General features: G+C 45.5%; 14 protein-coding genes. 1 reads left to right on the top strand and 13 read right to left on the bottom strand.

What is annotated here, in order from left to right:
- Nucleotides 1-27: 27 nt before the first annotated feature.
- The 10 genes from thrS to WMO28_RS10730 form a co-directional block, all read right to left on the bottom strand.
- On the bottom strand, nucleotides 28-1,989 hold the full coding sequence (gene thrS, locus WMO28_RS10775; protein WP_349056985.1) for a threonine--tRNA ligase: 1,962 nt from the start codon (nucleotides 1,987-1,989) through the stop codon (nucleotides 28-30).
- A 426-nt stretch (nucleotides 1,990-2,415) separates the two neighbouring features.
- A complete protein-coding gene (locus tag WMO28_RS10770) occupies nucleotides 2,416-2,898 on the bottom strand; it encodes a YdcF family protein (protein WP_349056984.1) in 483 nt (160 codons plus the stop codon).
- Nucleotides 2,898-3,407 carry an SEC-C metal-binding domain-containing protein gene (locus tag WMO28_RS10765; RefSeq protein ID WP_178644960.1) on the bottom strand — a complete coding sequence of 170 codons (510 nt, stop codon included), beginning with the start codon at nucleotides 3,405-3,407 and terminating at the stop codon, nucleotides 2,898-2,900. Before WMO28_RS10765 ends, WMO28_RS10770 begins: the two co-directional genes overlap by 1 nt.
- A 222-nt stretch (nucleotides 3,408-3,629) precedes the next feature.
- Nucleotides 3,630-4,451 carry an HAD family hydrolase gene (locus WMO28_RS10760; RefSeq protein ID WP_349056983.1) on the bottom strand — a complete coding sequence of 274 codons (822 nt, stop codon included), beginning with the start codon at nucleotides 4,449-4,451 and terminating at the stop codon, nucleotides 3,630-3,632.
- Nucleotides 4,452-4,526: 75 nt separating this feature from the next.
- The gene (locus tag WMO28_RS10755; RefSeq protein WP_349056982.1) at nucleotides 4,527-5,801 is read right to left on the bottom strand and encodes an adenylosuccinate synthase; all 1,275 of its coding nucleotides are present in this window, start codon (nucleotides 5,799-5,801) and stop codon (nucleotides 4,527-4,529) included.
- 106 nt (nucleotides 5,802-5,907) lie between these two features.
- Complete coding sequence (gene purB / locus WMO28_RS10750) at nucleotides 5,908-7,341, bottom strand: adenylosuccinate lyase (RefSeq protein ID WP_178810084.1); 1,434 nt, start codon at nucleotides 7,339-7,341, stop codon at nucleotides 5,908-5,910.
- A 122-nt stretch (nucleotides 7,342-7,463) separates the two neighbouring features.
- Nucleotides 7,464-8,156 carry an ATP-binding cassette domain-containing protein gene (locus WMO28_RS10745; RefSeq protein ID WP_178644968.1) on the bottom strand — a complete coding sequence of 231 codons (693 nt, stop codon included), beginning with the start codon at nucleotides 8,154-8,156 and terminating at the stop codon, nucleotides 7,464-7,466.
- A 20-nt stretch (nucleotides 8,157-8,176) separates the two neighbouring features.
- Nucleotides 8,177-8,827 carry an ABC transporter permease subunit gene (locus WMO28_RS10740; protein WP_178644970.1) on the bottom strand — a complete coding sequence of 217 codons (651 nt, stop codon included), beginning with the start codon at nucleotides 8,825-8,827 and terminating at the stop codon, nucleotides 8,177-8,179.
- Nucleotides 8,828-9,081: 254 nt separating this feature from the next.
- On the bottom strand, nucleotides 9,082-9,972 hold the full coding sequence (locus tag WMO28_RS10735; protein ID WP_349056981.1) for an amino acid ABC transporter substrate-binding protein: 891 nt from the start codon (nucleotides 9,970-9,972) through the stop codon (nucleotides 9,082-9,084).
- A 92-nt stretch (nucleotides 9,973-10,064) separates the two neighbouring features.
- The gene (locus tag WMO28_RS10730; RefSeq protein WP_178644974.1) at nucleotides 10,065-10,787 is read right to left on the bottom strand and encodes a LytTR family transcriptional regulator DNA-binding domain-containing protein; all 723 of its coding nucleotides are present in this window, start codon (nucleotides 10,785-10,787) and stop codon (nucleotides 10,065-10,067) included.
- A gap of 201 nt (nucleotides 10,788-10,988) precedes the next feature.
- Between WMO28_RS10730 and WMO28_RS10725 the strand changes: the two genes are divergently transcribed.
- Nucleotides 10,989-12,428 carry a helix-turn-helix transcriptional regulator gene (locus WMO28_RS10725; protein WP_178644976.1) on the top strand — a complete coding sequence of 480 codons (1,440 nt, stop codon included), beginning with the start codon at nucleotides 10,989-10,991 and terminating at the stop codon, nucleotides 12,426-12,428.
- Here the strand turns inward: WMO28_RS10725 and WMO28_RS10720 are convergent, their stop codons facing one another.
- Genes WMO28_RS10720 through WMO28_RS10710 form a run of 3 tightly spaced genes read right to left on the bottom strand, consistent with a single transcriptional unit; the run spans nucleotide 12,429 to nucleotide 18,018 of the window.
- Complete coding sequence (locus WMO28_RS10720) at nucleotides 12,429-13,211, bottom strand: hypothetical protein (protein WP_349056980.1); 783 nt, start codon at nucleotides 13,209-13,211, stop codon at nucleotides 12,429-12,431.
- A complete protein-coding gene (locus WMO28_RS10715) occupies nucleotides 13,208-14,482 on the bottom strand; it encodes a DUF5716 family protein (protein ID WP_178644978.1) in 1,275 nt (424 codons plus the stop codon). Before WMO28_RS10715 ends, WMO28_RS10720 begins: the two co-directional genes overlap by 4 nt.
- Nucleotides 14,479-18,018: a DUF5717 family protein gene (locus WMO28_RS10710; RefSeq protein WP_349056978.1), complete on the bottom strand. Its 3,540-nt coding sequence runs from the start codon at nucleotides 18,016-18,018 to the stop codon at nucleotides 14,479-14,481. The genes WMO28_RS10715 and WMO28_RS10710 overlap by 4 nt, the downstream gene beginning before the upstream one ends.
- Nucleotides 18,019-18,074: the final 56 nt, after the last annotated feature.

Genomic DNA, 18,074 nt, shown 5'->3' with positions numbered 1-18,074 from the left:
GGACCGCCTTTTTCTTATAATTTATCTTTATTTCTTTTCTTCCTGAACCTCGATCTTACGGATCGTTTTGTTCTTGATCTCTTCTTTAATGAAGGAGATGAACTCGCCAAGGTCTTTCATTCCCTCATCGCCAAGGTAACGGCTTCTTACGGAAACCTTGCCCTCTTCTTCCTCTTTTGCACCAACAATGAGCATATACGGTACTCTCTCAAGACGTGCTTCACGGATCTTGTAGCCCATCTTCTCAGAACGTCCGTCTACGGAGCAGCGGATGCCTGCCTCTTTCATCTCGGCCTCAACCTTTGCAGCATAGTCGTTGAACTTCTCGGAAATCGGGATCACACGAACCTGCTCCGGGCAAAGCCATGTCGGGAACATTCCTGCATATTTCTCGATCAGCCATGCAAGTGTTCTCTCATAGCATCCCATGGATGTACGATGAATGATGTACGGACGCTGTTTGTCTCCGTTCTCATCGATATAGTACATATCAAACTGCTCAGCCAGAAGTGCATCCCACTGAATTGTGATCATGGTATCTTCCTTGCCATATACGTTCTTCGCATTGATATCAACCTTCGGTCCGTAGAAAGCAGCCTCTCCTACATCCTCTGTGAACGGAATGTTCAGCTCGTTCAGCATCTGGCGGATATGGCCTTCTGTCTCCTCCCATACTTCCGGCTCACCGATGTATTTCTCTTTATTAGTCGGATCCCATTTGGAAAGATGATAGGTTACATCCTCCTCAACACCAAGTACCTGCAGACAGTACTGAGCAAGTGCGATACAATCCTTGAACTCTTTTACCATCTGATCCGGTCTTACGATCAGATGACCCTCGGAGATCGTAAACTGACGAACTCGTGTCAGGCCGTGCATCTCACCGGAATCCTCGTTACGGAACAGTGTGGATGTCTCACCGAGACGGATCGGCAGATCTCTGTAGCTGTGCTGCTCTGCTTTGTATACATAGTACTGGAACGGGCATGTCATAGGACGAAGTGCATAAACCTCTTTATCGTTCTCCTCATCGCCAAGTACGAACATGCCATCTTTATAATGATCCCAGTGTCCGGAGATCTTGTAAAGATCGCTCTTTGCCATAAGAGGAGTTTTTGTTCTTACGTATCCACGTTTTGTCTCCTCATCCTCGATCCAGCGCTGAAGCTCCTGCATCATGATCACACCGTTTGGCATGATAAGCGGAAGTCCCTGTCCGATCACATCTACAGTTGTGAAGATCTTCATCTCACGTCCAAGCTTGTTGTGGTCACGTCTCTTTGCCTCTTCCATCTGCTCCAGATGCTCTTTCAGCTCATCCTTTGTTGCATATGCAGTTCCGTAGATACGTGTCAGCATTGCGTTCTTCTCGCTGCCTCTCCAGTATGCGCTGGAAGAAGAAAGAAGCTTGAATGCTTTAACGCCCTTAACGCTCATCAGATGAGGTCCTGCACAGAGATCTGTCCAGTCTCCCTGGGAATAGAAGGAAATCTCCTCTCCCTCCGGAAGATCCTCGATCAGTTCAACCTTGTATGGCTCGTTTTTCTCTTTGAAGTATGCAATAGCATCTTCACGGGATTTTGTGAAACGCTCGATCTTTGCGCCTTTTTTAATAATCTTCTTCATCTCTTTCTCAATGGCATCCAGATCCTCGCGTGAAAATGGCTCGTGCTCAAAATCATAGTAGAATCCCGTATCAATGGATGGTCCGATGGCAACCTTTGCCTGCGGATATAAGTTCTGTACAGCCTGTGCCATTACATGAGATGCTGTATGACGGAGAACTGCAAGGCCTTTCTCGTCCTTTGCTGTGAGGATGTTCAGCTCACAGTCGCTGTCGAGAACTGTTCGAAGATCTACGACCTCTCCGTTTACCTCACCTGCACATGCAGCACGTGCAAGTCCTTCGCTGATGTCATATGCGATATCGATCACTGATTTTGCTTCTGAGTATTCTTTTTTTGAGCCGTCTTTTAATGTGATGATCATGATTATTTCTCCTTTCATTTCGGCGGATTTCTATGACACACAGCACGTTTCTGCCTAGAGGGCTTTTTTATTCCATGGAACATTATGGAGTAATTTCCTATGGTATAAAAAAAGTCCCTCACAGCACATCACGCACTGTAAGGGACGAGTTCATTCTCGCGGTTCCACCCTGCTTGCCTTACTGCTGAAATACGTTCAGCTGTAAAGCCTCTCAATTATGATGATAACGGAATCACCGGACCGGATTGGGGCCACTCGGAGGTAGTCTTCGGCTGTTTCCCGATAAGATGTTTCCAGCACTTCACATCTCTCTCTGTAACGTTCCGCAGCTTACTCGTCTCGTCAACGTGTTATTTATTGCCTTTTCTGTGGTTCATTATAAGCGTAGGTTTTTCATTTGTCAACGCATCTTTGAAAAAAATTTTTTTAGAGATTACCCATGAGTTTATCCTTGATGATTGCCAGGATCTCTCTCGGAATATAGATCAGAAGCCTCCAACTTCGATATCTGGAAGGGATCGTGTATACCTCCCGGAAGCCGCACTTTCTGGCAATGGCCGCGCCTCTCCATACATGAAAATTGTTGGTCACAACTCCCACCGAGCAGTTTCCTGTTCCGATCTTCTCCAGGCTGAAAGCCAGATTCTCCTTCGTACTGGTGGAATATTCTTCCAGAATCAGGCGTTCTCCTGCGATCCCATGTTCTGTGAGATAGCGGTACATGGCTTCCGCCTCTGTGATATTCTCTCCGTCACCCTTACCACCGGAAAGCACTGCACGAGTCCCGGGATTCTCCTCCAGATAAAGAAGAGCCCTTCTGGCTCGTTCCAGAAGGGCAAGTGTCATTCGTGTTCCGTCCACATGGGCACCCAGCACGATGATGTAATCCAGATTCTTCTTCGCGTTCATTATCTTCCGCAGCAGTATTTGTATTTCTTACCGCTTCCGCATGGACACGGATCATTTCTTCCGACCTTGTGAGGTTTCACAACTGTACCGGATTTCTTCTGCTCCATGTAAAGGGTCTTCTTCTTCTCCTCTGTGAAGATCTTGTCCCACTGAGGAAGGTTGTAGAGCCAGTCAGCCTTGGCATCTACCATGTTCTTATAAAGTGCTTCCTTATCGAATGCGAGATTGACTTTAGTGTTCTCATCCATTGTCTCGATCGGATTCGGAACCTTAAGGCTGTCGTTGATTCCGTCAAGGAAACCAACCATAGTCATAACATCCTGACCATATTTCTCAGCAAGCTCTTTAACAGTACCGGAAACTACTTCATCCGGGTTCTCAAGAAGCTGCTCATAAATATTCTTCTCAATGTTAAAATAAGTTGCCCAGAAGCGCTGAAGCTTATTCTTATCTGCATTTTGATTATAAGCAACGGAACGCCACTGCTCCAGAATTGTCATATCGCTCATTGTCTGATCCTCTTTTCCAATAATTTAGACTTTATTATACCATCTTTTGCTCTAAAACACAAATTATAATATCGCAAAATCGGAGATTTTTATACTGATCATGTATATCTTTCAATATTCCGGGATATACTGTTCATATCCTCCCCTTTAGACGCAGAGGGCTTCGCGATGGTGCAGGCTCTCTGTGTTTCTCTTTTTCTTTTCTGCAGATCAGTTTCAGATCTATTTCACACCCAGTTTCTCAAGCTCCCCTGCCGTCTGTTTCAGATCTTTAAACTGAATTGCACGGATCCCTGCTTTTCTTGCTCCTTCGCAGTTCACTTCCCTGTCATCCAGAAAAACCGATTTCTCCGGTTTCAGATTGAAACGCTTCAGAAGAGTTTTGTAAATATCTGCCTCCGGCTTGATCTCATGCACATCACAGGAGAAGATCACTCCGTCCATATATTTGAGAAAAGTCATATCCTGCTTTGTACGGTCCAACATGTAAGATCCATAATTGGAAAGCACATACAGATGATATCCCTGATTTTTCAGATATTTCACCCAGGTTTCCGCGTAATCTTTCAGGTGTATACACTCTGAGTCACGACGGATCACCTCACGGATCTCTTTCTCATATTCCGGTGCACTCTCAACAAACCGGTCTACATACCAGGACTCGTCATGCATAGCTCTGTCCTGTTCTTCCCATACCGGGTTTCGAAATGTTGCATCTGCGATCTTCTGAAATTTTTCTTCCGGGAAGCCATATCCACGGAGATAGTTTTCCCATCCGTAATCCACCAGCACATTTCCCACATCAAAAATAATGTTCTCGATCATACGGTTCGGATTCTCCTCTGGCTTCTTATTTCCCCAGATTCTGTATGCCATCCAGAAAACATAGGCCACAATAGGCACCAGCACAGCTGCCGCAAAAGCCCCCCGGAACAGTGCCTGAGAATTCTCACTGCTTCCCCATGCAAATACCATCGGCAGACAGAAAATCAGAAGCAGAATGATCACACCTGCGATCGCTGCGATTCTCTTAAAATTTTTCATTCGGATTCCTCTCTTTATAAGATAACGAAAGTGCGCCGGAGATTACTCCCCGGCGCTGCCTGTCATGATCATTGATTATCTGTAAATGATGTCGTTTCTTCCTGGTCCGTTGGAGATCATTGTGATCGGGAATCCGATCTGCTTCTCTACGAACTCAACGTATTTTCTGCAGTTCTCCGGAAGATCCTCGTATTTCTTGATTCCACGGATATCGCATTTCCATCCCGGAAGCTTCTCGATCACCGGTTTTGCTTTCTCAAGCTGCACAGTTGTCGGGAATTCTGTTGTTACCTCTCCGTCGATCTCATAGCCTGTGCAAACCGGGATCTCATCCAGATATCCCAGAACGTCCAGTACTGTAAAAGCAACGTCTGTAGCTCCCTGGAGACGGCATCCGTATTTGGATGCAACACAGTCGAACCATCCCATACGTCTCGGACGGCCTGTAGTAGCACCGAACTCACCACCGTCACCACCACGTTTTCTCAGCTCATCTGCTTCCTCGCCGAAGATCTCAGAAACGAATGCACCTGCTCCAACTGCACTGGAGTAAGCTTTGCATACGGTTACGACCTTCTTGATCTCATATGGAGGCAGGCCTGCACCGATGGCACCATAAGCAGCCAGTGTGGAAGAGGATGTAACCATCGGATAGATTCCGTGATCCGGATCTTTTAAGGTTCCAAGCTGTCCCTCAAGAAGAACCTGTTTGCCCTCTTTCAGTGCATTCCAGAGATAGAGAGATACGTCGCATACGTATGGCTCAACCATCTTCTTGTATTCCATCAGCTCATTCATGATGTCTTCCGGTTTCAGAAGAGGCTTATGATAGAGATGCTCAAGTGTTACGTTCTTGGTCTCGCAGATACGTACAACCTTCTCTTTCAGTGCTTCCTCATCAAAAAGCTCACTTACCTGGAAGCCGATCTTTGCATATTTGTCAGAATAGAACGGAGCGATTCCGGATTTTGTGGAACCGAAAGCCTTGCCGCCAAGACGCTCCTCCTCATACTGATCAAACAGAATGTGGTAAGACATTACCATCTGTGCTCTGTTGGAGATCAGGATCTTCGGTGCAGGTACTCCACGGCTTACCACTTCATTGTACTCTTTAAAAAATACAGGAATGTTCAGTGCAACACCGTTTCCGATGACACTGGTCGTATGTCCGTAAAACACACCTGACGGAAGTGTATGAAGTGCGAATTTACCGTAATCATTTACGATGGTGTGGCCCGCATTGGCTCCACCCTGAAATCTTACGATGATATCAGCTTTCTCAGCAAGCATATCTGTGATCTTGCCTTTACCTTCATCTCCCCAGTTTGCTCCTACTACTGCAGTTACCATAACACAGTTCCTCCTTGTGTCTTTCTCTATTATTCGGAATGCCACGTTATCATATCATCCACAGAAAACTGACATTCCTGTCTGTGTTCTTTTTATGCTTACAGCATTATACGTTGATCTCAACCTTAACGCCAAGCAGATCTTTATGCGCATCCAGCACCGGCTGCACCACATTTGCAATGAAAGCTTCTGTCTGCTCTTTGGCACGTCCTGTATATCTGGACGGTTCCATGGCCTTCTGAAGATCCTCAAGAGTCAGGTTAAATGCCGGATCTGCTGCGATCAGCTCAAGAAGATTGTTATCTTTACCCTCTACCTTCACGTTCTTTCCTGCTTCCATGGAAAGCTCACGGATACGCTCATGAAGCTCCTGACGGTCTCCGCCTGCCTTAACTGCATCCATCATGATATTCTCAGTTGCCATAAACGGAAGCTCAGACATCAGTCTCTTCTCGATAACCTTCGGATAAACAACCAGTCCGTCTACAACATTGAGGCAGAGATCCAGGATTCCGTCGATTGCAAGGAATCCTTCCGGAACGCTGAGACGCTTGTTTGCAGAGTCGTCCAGAGTTCTCTCAAACCACTGTGTTGCAGATGTGATCGCCGGGTTCAATGCATCGATCATCACATATCTGGACAGGGAAGCGATTCTCTCACTTCTCATCGGGTTTCTCTTATATGCCATAGCGGAAGATCCGATCTGGGATTTCTCAAATGGCTCTTCTACCTCTTTCAGATGCTGAAGAAGACGGATATCGTTGGACATCTTATGCGCACTTGCTGCGATTCCTGCAAGAATGTTCAGCACACGTGTGTCAACTTTTCTGGAATAGGTCTGTCCGGATACCGGATAGCAGGCCTTGAATCCCATTTTCTCTGCGATCATCGGATCGATCTTATCGATAGTCTCCTGATCTCCGTCAAACAGCTCCAGGAAGCTTGCCTGTGTACCTGTTGTTCCCTTGGAACCAAGAAGCTTCATAGTACTTAAAACATACTCAAGATCCTCCAGATCCATCAGGAATTCCTGTGTCCACAATGTTGCTCTCTTACCTACGGTTGTCGGCTGTGCCGGCTGGAAATGTGTAAATGCCAGAGTAGGCTGATCCTTATACTGTGCAGCAAACTTGGACAATTCTGCGATAACGTTCACAAGTTTCTTGCGTACAAGCTTCAGTGCTTCTGTCATAACGATAATATCAGTGTTATCTCCTACATAACAGGAGGTTGCTCCCAGATGGATGATGCCTTTTGCCTTCGGGCACTGTACACCAAATGCGTATACGTGAGACATTACATCATGGCGAACCTGACGCTCGCGCTCCTTAGCCACATCATAATTGATATCATCCGCATGAGCCTTCATCTCGTCAATCTGCTCCTGGGTAATGTTAAGGCCAAGCTCACGCTCCGTCTCAGCAAGTGCGATCCACAGTTTTCTCCATGTGCGGAATTTCATGTCCGGGGAAAAAATGTACTGCATCTCTTTGCTTGCATACCGCTCTGACAGCGGGCTTACATATCTGTCTGTATTCATTATTATCCTCCTGATTGCATACATCCGGGCCGGAATGGCGAAAAGTCCGTTATCTGCCCGGCTCTGGTTAATTCACGCCTCTTGAAATTATATAACATTGCCTCTTTAAAAGCAACCGTTTGTTACTCCATATCACTGTGGAATTTTCCCAGAAATTCCTTCATTCTTCCATTATCTGAAGAAAATACTTCCTCTGGAGTTCCTTCTACTGCGATCACGCCCTTATCCATAAAGATGATCCGATCGGAGATATCTCTTGCAAAATTCATCTCATGAGTAACGATCACCATGGTAATATGCTCCTGAGCAAGATCCTTGATAACCTTCAGGATCTCACCAGTCAGCTCCGGGTCAAGTGCAGATGTAGGTTCATCAAAAAACAGGATCTTCGGGTTCATACACAGTGCGCGGGCAATGGAAACACGCTGCTGCTGGCCGCCGGACAGCTGAAAAGGATATGCCTTCTCCTTGTCTGCAAGGCCCATTTTCTTAAGAAGGCTTCTTGCCTGGACGTAAACCTCGTCTTTTTTTCTTTTCTGGACCTTTAAAGGTGCATCCACAATATTCTTCATAACGGAAAAATGAGGGAACAGATTGAACTGCTGGAACACAAGTCCCACCTCACCGGTCTTGATGATCTCACCGCTGTCCGGTGTCTCAAGTCCTGTGGCACAGCGCAGGATCGTAGATTTACCGGAGCCGGAAGGACCGATAATACTTAAAACCTCTCCTTCCTCCACATCAAGAGAGATATCCTTCAGAACTTCCAGACCGTCAAAGCTTTTTTTGATATGTTTCATTTCAAATAATTTCATATATTATATCTCCATTCCGGTTAACGGTAATAATTCATGCTTTTCTCAACCTTCTGCATCACAACAGCCACGATCAGGTTGAATACATAATAAAATACAGCAGCGATGACAAAAGGCATCATGGTCGTCTGCGCGCTTGCGATCTGTTTCGCAATGGTGAACATCTCTGCCACAGCCACTACGAACGCAAGTGAAGTATCCTTGACCAGGGTAATAACCTCATTCGTTATGGACGGCAGGATTCTTTTGAGCACCTGCGGAAGAATAATCCGGAAAAATGTCTGCACACGGTTATAACCCAGGATCTTCGCAGCCTCATACTGTCCCACAGGCATGGATTCAATACCGCCACGGTAGATCTCTGCAAAATAAGCAGCATAGTTGATGGCAAAGGCAATAAATACAGCGATCAGACTGTATCCCATGGAAATGCGGATTCCAAAGATAAAATACGGTCCGAAATATACAACCATCAGCTGCAGCATCAGCGGTGTTCCACGCATGATGGATATGTAGGCGGACACGATTCCACGTATCACCTTGTTCTTTGACATTCTGCCAAAACAGATCAGAAGTCCCAGCGGCAGAGAAAACAGAAGCGTCACAAAGAAGATCTCAATAGAGACCAACATTCCTCCTGCCAGCTGCTGAAGCATTACACTAAAACTCATTTTTTTCCTCCTGGTTCTCGATTTCAGTCCTATAAATCGGACTGAAATCTGTAATTCCTGTAAACAACAGGAAATGAGCGTGCCCGGCAACACATTCGTGCCGAAACACCCTCATTTCCTTTTTTCATGTGGAAAGCTGTTTCCACTATGTTTTCGTTTCTGTCTATTCCTTGATCCGCAAAATTATCATCTCTGCTGATCTGTTGTTTTAAGCGGATATCCTCAATCCGCTTTCACGGTCTGATCCGGTTAACTTATTTAGATTCAGCTTCTGTATCCTTATCTGCACTGTCATCGCTGTCTTTCTCGTCTGCTTCCTCGGAATCAGAGTCCTCTGCTTCGTCCGCATCGTCGCTGATGCAGAGCATGGTCTTGTCCAGCTCATATTTATCCGCAAGCTTATCAACCTCACCGGACTCATCAAGCTTCTCAACCTCAGCCCATACAAGGTCTTTAAGCTCATCGTTACCCTTCTTGAATCCAATACCATACTGCTCATTCTGGATTGGCTCATCAAGGATCACATATTTATCCTTGCCTCTCTGAGAAAGCTGGTAATTGGCAACACCGATGTCAACTGCAACTGCATCTGCCGCACCGGAATCAATGTTCATAAATGCAGTATTATAATCCGGATTCTCTGTAAGAGATCCAAAGCTCTCCTTCAGCTCCTTGTTGTCATCACTGTTCAGAGCATCCAGCGCTGCAGATGCCGCCTGCACAACAACATTCTTACCCTTAAGATCCGCAAGCTTCTCAATTCCGGAATCCTTGGCAACCACGATCACCTGCTCGTTGTTGATGTAAGGATCACTCCATGTATAGTCATCCTCACGTCCGTTGATGGTAAAACCATTCCAGATACAGTCGATTGTTCCGGAATTCAGCTCCATATCCTTGGAATCCCAGTTGATCGGTTTCTTAACAAGCTCCCAACCAAGATTATCACATACTTCCTGTGCAAGGTCAAGGTCAAATCCTACATAATCTCCGTTATCATCTTTATAACCAAATGGCGGATACTCTGCATCAAATCCGACGATCAGGGTCTTATCTTCGACACCTGCCTGTACACTGACTCCTGTTACCATCATTCCTATTGTCATCGCTGCCGCCATCACTACTGCAACTGTTCTCTTCTTCATGGTTGATCTCCTTTTTTCTGTTATTCCTTTATCACGTGGTCACTCTACTACGTGAAAGTGTACGGTTATAGTAACATACCAAAAAGGACCTGTCAAGAGCAAACCTTCTGCTGTGCCAGATAATCTTTATATTTTTCCCGGGATTCTTTAAGATAGGATCTGGAAATGGGAATTTCCGCCTTACCGATTATAAAACTGTTTTTCTGAAGGGAGGTGACTTTTTCAAGATTGACGCAGAAGCTCTGGTGACAGCGCAAAAAGGTGCTGTCATTCAGCTGCCCCGAAAAATCTGCAAGCCTGGCGCGGCAGCTTATAATACTGCCATCTATCATATGAAAACTCACATTATGAAGATTGCTGGATATGTAAGCCAGATGACTGTGCTGTAGTGTATAAACCTGCGTTCTGTAATGAAAATGCAGAGCTTTTCCGCCTTTTCGTTCACAGGTTTCCAGCACCGGCTTCAGTACATGCTCCAGTTCTCCGGTCTCCACCGGCTTGATCAGATAATTAAATGAAAACACTTCAAAAGCCTCTTTATAAAAGTGATCATTCTCAGCCAGCAGCACAACCGGCATATAATTTCCACGCAGACGTATACCGCGCACTGTCTCCAGACTTTCGCCCTTTTCGCCATCCAGCCCCATAAACAGAAGATCACATTGTTTATGGCTGTTTTCAAAGCTCTGAAGGAAGCTCTCTCTGCTCCGGTACATAATAATATCCGCATCCGGAACCAAATCGGAAAGCTGCCCGAAAAGTTTCTGTGCGTCTTTTCGTACTTCATCACATATTGCAATCGTTATCACTGCCATACCGTGCTGTCCTTTCTTCTATCTTTCACCGTCGAAAAATCTTATACGCTTATTTTATTTTCCGAAAAATCCTTCTGCAATATGTGCTCCTAATTGTGCCTTGTTTTTTTACAACTCATTGCAAATCCTGTGCTATTTTTGTATAATAATGCCACTATCTATTACCAAAAGCCTCATTACATACCAAAAGGAGAAAAAACAATGTCTGATTTCAGTTGCAAATGCCGGGAATATCTGAAGCTCACAGGAGAGACTGTCTATCAACTGGCTGCTTCGTCCGGGCTTGACCGCACCTCCCTACAGCGCATGATCACAGGCAAGCGTCTGCCAGGCACTGATTTTGTCCGTCAGTTCTGCGATTCGATTCGGATCAATCCCTCGCAACGACAGGAGCTTATGGAGCTCTATAAGATTGAAAAAATAGGCAAAGAAGTTTACTACAACCGTAAATATATCGAAGAACTACTCAGGGTGATCAGCTCACAGCAGGCTTTTTTACCCAGCGCATTTCACAGGCTCCCGGGCCTTCCTTTTTACAGAGGCGAATTTTCTCTTGATGTGGAAAAAAAGGTTCTCAGTCTTTTTGAAGATATTCTGCATTCCGGTTCCAATGAGTGTATCTGCACCAATATTCCGGCAGACTGCCGCCTTCTTGCACAGACCTTTGCTCATCTTTACCCACAGTACGGCAAACTGCCACCTGTAATCCAGATTCTTCCACTTCATCCGAACCCGAAGGCTTCCCCGGACTATAATCGGAACCTGGAAACTTTCCTCTGCACGATCCTGCCTATCCTGTCCGGATTTTTTAATTACCGTCCTTACTATTATTATACGCAGTCCGGACACGAAGACCGAAGTTATGAGCTCTATCCTTTTTTCTTTATCACAGAGAAACAGGTTCTGCTTCTATCCTCAGATATGACAACCTTTATCTTTACAGAAAATCCGGAAGTCATCCGTGCCTATACACAGGAATTTCAACGCATTCTGAAGAATTCCCGGTGCTTTTTCCAGCAGTCCGATTCCCCGGATCAGATTCTGGATATTTTCAGCTCTATTTTTCAAGCCGAAGCCACTACGAACTTTGCACTGGAATCCCATCCCTGTCTGGCTCTGATGTCTTACGGACCGGAATTTATCCATGCCTTATTTGAAAACCGTGATATTGATCTTTCCAGTCCTGTTTATTCTCAGCTGGCTGCTGTTTTGAAACAGCCCCAGTTTACTTTTACCGCAAACGAAGTTTCCTGCAATTATTTTACGGTAAGCGGAATCCGGAAATTTGCTGAGACCGGTCTTTTTGACGGGCCGTATTCCTACCATCAGACACCTCTTCCGCAAGACATCCGTAAAAAAGCTATCCAGCATCTTCTGGATACCGACATGGGCTATGGCAAATGCAAGATCCTGAAGCATACGCTTCTTCCGGAAACCGGCATCCATCTTGAAGTCCTTTCGGATTATTCTGTCTTTCTCTGTTTTCTCTCAGAAAAAGGCACCTTTATCTGCATCTATCTCAAGGAAACCAGTATCGGCCAGGCACTGGATGATTACTTATGCTCTCTCTCCGAGGAAGATGCGATCTACACAAAAAAAGAAGCCCGACAGATTCTGCTCGAACTTCTTGAACGGCTCTGATCAAGAGCCTGTACTTCTGTGATATTCTCTTGTGAGCTTTTCCAGGAATCTGTCTGTCTCCCCGGAAGCAACCTGCTTCTCCGGGAGGCTGATAAACTTATCCAGAATTCCGGATATCTCTTTTCTTATGGATTCTTCTACTTTCAACTCATCCTCTGTCTTTTCAAAGTCTTCCTGGCTGTGTACACTTCGATACGCCAGAAGATATACCTTAAGTGCCTCTTCGGATTTTCTCTCCTGCCATGCATTCCAGAAACAGTCCAGAGCCTTATCCATCTGGAACAGGTAGCTGTATGCACAGCCCTGATTATGAAAAATCCTCTCCCTCATCTCATCCGTAAACTCTGCAGCGTCGCCTTTATCAATAAGCTTCTGGTAAACACGGATAGCCCCGACGTACATCCGGTTCTCCATAAGCGCATCTCCTTTTCGCTTTTCGCGGATATCTTCTGATTCACTGTTCCGTGTTTCAATTCTTCCATTCAGACTCTTAAGTTCCTCATAGGCAAGATAATTGATCTCTTTAAAAACAGGATACAATATCTCCTCAAGTCCTGCATCCTTTCCGATATACGGACGAAGCTTCGCTGCAAGTTTCGGAAGCTCCAGCTCATCCTCAAGCCATGTACACAGCTTCCGGTTGATCAGAGAGCTGTCTATAAGATACAGATTGTTATAAAGATAATAGCAGAGCTCTTCTATGGAATAGATATTGGTGCTGATATTCTCAATGTAAAAAGGCTTCTCTGCTTTTTTTACCTGACATAAAATATATCCGCTCATGCCTGTTTCCTTTCTTCTGTCTCATCCCAACGTACCAGCTCCTTCCAGATCTTTCCGCTGGAAGGATACATTTCCCCGAATCCAAGATCCTTCACTGTGATCTCACAGTCTTCAGATGACACATATTTAAGCTCCAGGGACAGCCTTGTAGTTCGATTTGGTCTCTCAGGCAGCCCTTCCAATGCCATAGCCACACGTTTTTTCTCAGATTCTCCGGGAATACCCACAACAAATACAAGCTCACTGGTGTCATCCAGGATCAGTTCGCAGTGCGCTCCACATTCATACCAGTTATATCCACCCTCGATCAGAGGATAATATGCCGGTGAGCCCATTACACGCATATCCATTCCCACATCTGTAGTCACCAGTGAATCGCTTAAGAAACGATAGCCCTTGAGTTTCTTATCTTCCAGGCGGTCTTTTCCCGCTATGCAGGCTCCTTTTGCAAAAAGGTTGTTGCCGTAGAACACCTTGCGTCCCTGATGGCAGAGGAGCTTCACCGACTGCTGTGCCCACTTCTGGTCAAAGCCCTCTCCTGTAATCTGCACACTGGAAAAGAGCTCTTTTCCCAGTGTCTTATTTACAAAACGGTAAAACTCCACATCACGGATCTCATCCTCCGGTGCCAGCTCTGTACTAACCGGATCTTCCATTTTTACAAGAACAGGTCTGGCTGATCCGTTGATCGTCAGCTTGCGGAAAGTTACCTTATCGTTGGCAAAAGCATACCATCCCACGCTTCGGTTCCATGTTTCTCTTTTCTGACCGAGCGCATAATAGTAAAAACTCTCGCCGTAATCCATAAGCATATATTTTTCTTTTGAAAAACCAGCCAATTCACAGGCTTTCTGGTAATTTCTCACCTGTGTTCCTGTGAGACCCGGAGATGTAATACATAAGCATTTTGTATTTTTTATAATATCCTGAATTCCCAGAAATTTCAGGATTTCTCGCAGATAATGTGCCATCAGCTCTTCCGGAGTTTTTTCTTCGCCTGCTACCTGCATTTTCTCTTCCTTGCAACAGATATCATAGATATTTCCTATCATGATCCCGCCTTTTTCCCTGGCAAAATATTCCGCCTCCAGTCCGACACAGTAATCATCCTGTCCGGTACGGTAGCAGATACAGCCCGGTGCCTCATACTGGCTGCTTCCCACTTTCATGGAAAGAGAGCGGGCTTCCTCTGCTTTTCTGTCGTAATAACAGATCTGTGTATATTCTTTTCCAATATCGATTCCTATGATCAGATCACGAATTTCATTCATCTTTCGGGTTCCTTCTCTATGACAAACATTTCATTGACGTACTGTTCCTGGCGGAGATACTGTGCAAGCTTCTCCTTCACTTCGGATTCTTTTTCCAGCTTCCGTGCACAGAGAATCTGATTGATCAGCTGATATTTGCTGGAAGCTCTGTCATCTATCTGGTTCATGGTGATCACTTTTTCTTCGGTTTTATGCACTCCGTCTGCTGCTTCAGCCTGGAAATAATACCGCAGTGTCTCCCCGTAAAACAATGTAAATGTTTTCACAAAAATCCCCTGATAGACATTACGGAGCGGCTCGCTCTTATATTCCGGCACAGTTCCAAGTCCCGTATCCAGACAGTAATACAAAATAACAGTATCCTCCGGTGAACCATGATATTCTACAAAGGTCTTATCATCCAGCTGATATGGCCTCAAAAGCGACTGATCCAGCTCATGGAAAAACTCAAATACCATGCTTTTCTTCACGCAGGATTCCAGAAGCTCTCCTTCAAACTTAAGCAGTGCCTCATCCGGTTCTTTCTCCTCAGAAAGAATCTTCAAAAGTGCCAGATCGCAGATATGGCCTGCCGGCCACTCCTTTTCTTTCAGGGATTTCAGATATTCCCTAAGGCACGGTGTCTCCGGCTTCTCCTTTACAAACATTCCGTAAGACATCTGTGTGAGATATGCACCGATCACGCGCTCTTTTCCGGAATGGCTGATATAAGCCTTAAGGATCTCCTCGCCTTCTTCCCGGTAATCTGCCGTAAACATCAGAAGTGACAGAATCCTCTCTTCCAGATTATAGGTATCCATCTCAAAACCCGTCGCACTTTTCCAGATGTCAAAAAGCTCATCCACCGGTCCGAAGCGGAACTTCATCAGATACTGTAAGATTACCTCATCATAAATTCCCTTACGATATACATAAGAAGCAAGCGCGATCAGTTCTTCATCCTCTGCACCGTCACAACGGATGATCATACGGCTCACAAGTTTTAAGAGAGCGCGCTCATCGACTCCTTCAAAACCGAAGGCTTCCACTACGCTCATGGCCTGCGGGAACAGGCCTCTCTGGATCAGGATCGTAAGCAATGTCTTCTTGTCGACCATGGCATATTCTCTGTAATCCATCATTTCCAGATAGACATCCAGATCCTCGCCCTGCACATGTGCACTGTAGTAGTCCAGGATTCTTTTTCTCACAAGGCGCTTGTACTCCTCTGTAAAAGCATCAGAAAGAACCAGTTTCTGGAAAATCCCCAGATTCTCATGGCTAATCTCTTGTCTCTCACAGTAATAAAGCAGCACCCCCGGCTCATCTGCACCCTTATCCAGTACAGCCGAAACCATCTCCCTGTCATCAAACAGCGGAGAGCGGTTATAGTCCACCGTATCCGCATAACGTCTCTGCTTTTCATCCTGGAAAAGAATAGCTGCATCCTCTGTATAAACACGCGGATAGGCAATTCCATGCACACACGGATAGATCTCTTCCTGTTTCATCTGTCTGTGACGGACGATCACACTGCGTACCTTCGGATCATCGGTGTACAGACGGCAGGTAAACATCCTGGAGGCGATCACCTGCGCCTCCTCGCTGTCCTCTGGCTCCTTCATAAATTCCTGATAAACAGCAGCATAATTCTCATTCATCCTGCCTTCCCGAAGCTTCTGGAAAGCGAATTCTTTCATATTATCATGATAACTCTCATAAGTCTGCGGATCTCTGTCCTTCTCTGCAATGATGCAGGCGTAAAGATAAGCTCTCTTTGCATCACCCAATGTATTATTGTTGTATGTAAAATACATAAGAAGCGGTTTCGGCAGGACTCTTCTGTAAGATGTATCCAGTGTCTCCACATAATACTCGTAAAGTCTCGTGATCCGGATACCACGGTCTACTGCTGCGGAAAACCAACGGAAATATTCCGGCTTTCTCGGATTTCCTTTCATAACATATTTGCAGATTGCTTCCACAGTATCATCTGTCGGAAATGCCTCACAGCCCATGACCATTGCACGATACAGGCTCTCATTAAATGTCTTCTCGTAACCGGAAAGATAAGTCAGGCGCATTACAAGCTCCTCGGTCAGCATCTTCTCTTTTCCCGCAAAGAGAAATACCTGCGCCCAGAAACGGTTCATTCTGTGAAGCAGGGACATATCGCTGCAGATGCTGTTCCATGCCTCCAGATACAGAAACGGACTGGTGCAACCACGCTCAAAGAGTTCTTCCATCAGAAAGATCTTTCTGGACGGAGAGAGATTCTGATCCATCTCAAACACCAGCTTCAGAAGGATAAAACTGTCCTCCTTCTGCATCTGGAAATTCTGTATCTTACGCAGCGCCTGGGATCTGTCACTGTAGATACCAGTCTGTGCACAGAGATAAAGATAGATTCCGGCAAATTCCAGTTCATTATGATGGAAGGACTTGTTCTGATAACGGGAAAGAATCTCACCTGCTTTCTCATCATCCCCTTCCAGGTGAAGAACATATGCTTCAAACAGCTGGTATTCCGGATACTGCTGCCCGCTCTCGCCCAGCCTTTTAAATCTTTCATGGGCATTGGCCGTCCAGGTCTGAAAATCCATATGCCCGCAGATATAGTCCAGATATTCTTTCAACATTTCAGCCCGGTACTGTTTCTCAAGAAGATCAATATTTACGGTACTCTCTGTTCCACGGGATGCAAGAACCTTATAGACAAGCTCCTGATAAGGTGTCTTTACAATGATCTCACCATACTGATTGCCTTTTCCAAGTTTCTCACGGTGGATCACATAATTCACCTCACAGGTGCTTCCAATAAAATCATCCTCCGTGATCACATGCTTCCCGGTCTCCAGAAAATCTCCGTTGATCTCGATATCTGCTCTTAAATGTCCCCATCCGCTCCTGTGAATGTAAAGTGCTTCCTGAATAGATTCCCTGACATCAAAAAAGCTGGCTTCCTGTCTGTTCAGCTCAAGCGTTACCTTATCCTTGACACCGGCAGCTATGAGAAATTCCTCCAAGTGCTGATAGGTTACCGGCTGCTGGGACATTCCGGCATACAGAGCCTTGATCTTCTTACTCTGGTCTTTCAGAACCAGTGGAAAATGCTTCTCTGTAAAGATCCGGTATGCCTCGTGCATATCCCCCTTCGCAATACGGGTAAAGCCTTCCAGGGATGTGACCTTCACCCCTGAGCTCTTTACCTCTTCCGTTCCGGCTGTCACCTTAAATGGAAGCCGGTATTCTCCGATACTTGTGGTAAAGTACAGCCATCCCTCAAAACTCTCTCCCGGCTCCATGCCCTCTGCATCCACACCATAAGGCATCCGTACCGTTGTCCCGGAAAAGCGGTCAAATCCAGGCACCAGCCGTCTGTCCGATGACGTTACAAATCCACTGATCCTGCGATTATCGTCTGTTCCGAAATATATTTCCTTCTTCGCAGTGTCTCCTGCCTTCAGCGTGACAGAAATGTCCTCCTGCGAAAACAGAAGCTTTGGCTGTTCATAAATAAATTTTCCGTTAAGAAGCTGTTCTATCCTCTTTTTCAAAATATGTACTCCTCATTGTATACACTGTTATTATCACTCATATTTTATGATTATAC

Source organism: Blautia aquisgranensis (genome assembly GCF_040096615.1).
Classification (GTDB): Bacteria; Bacillota; Clostridia; order Lachnospirales; family Lachnospiraceae; genus Blautia_A; species Blautia_A aquisgranensis.
This window is presented reverse-complemented; position numbering and strand designations above follow the sequence as displayed.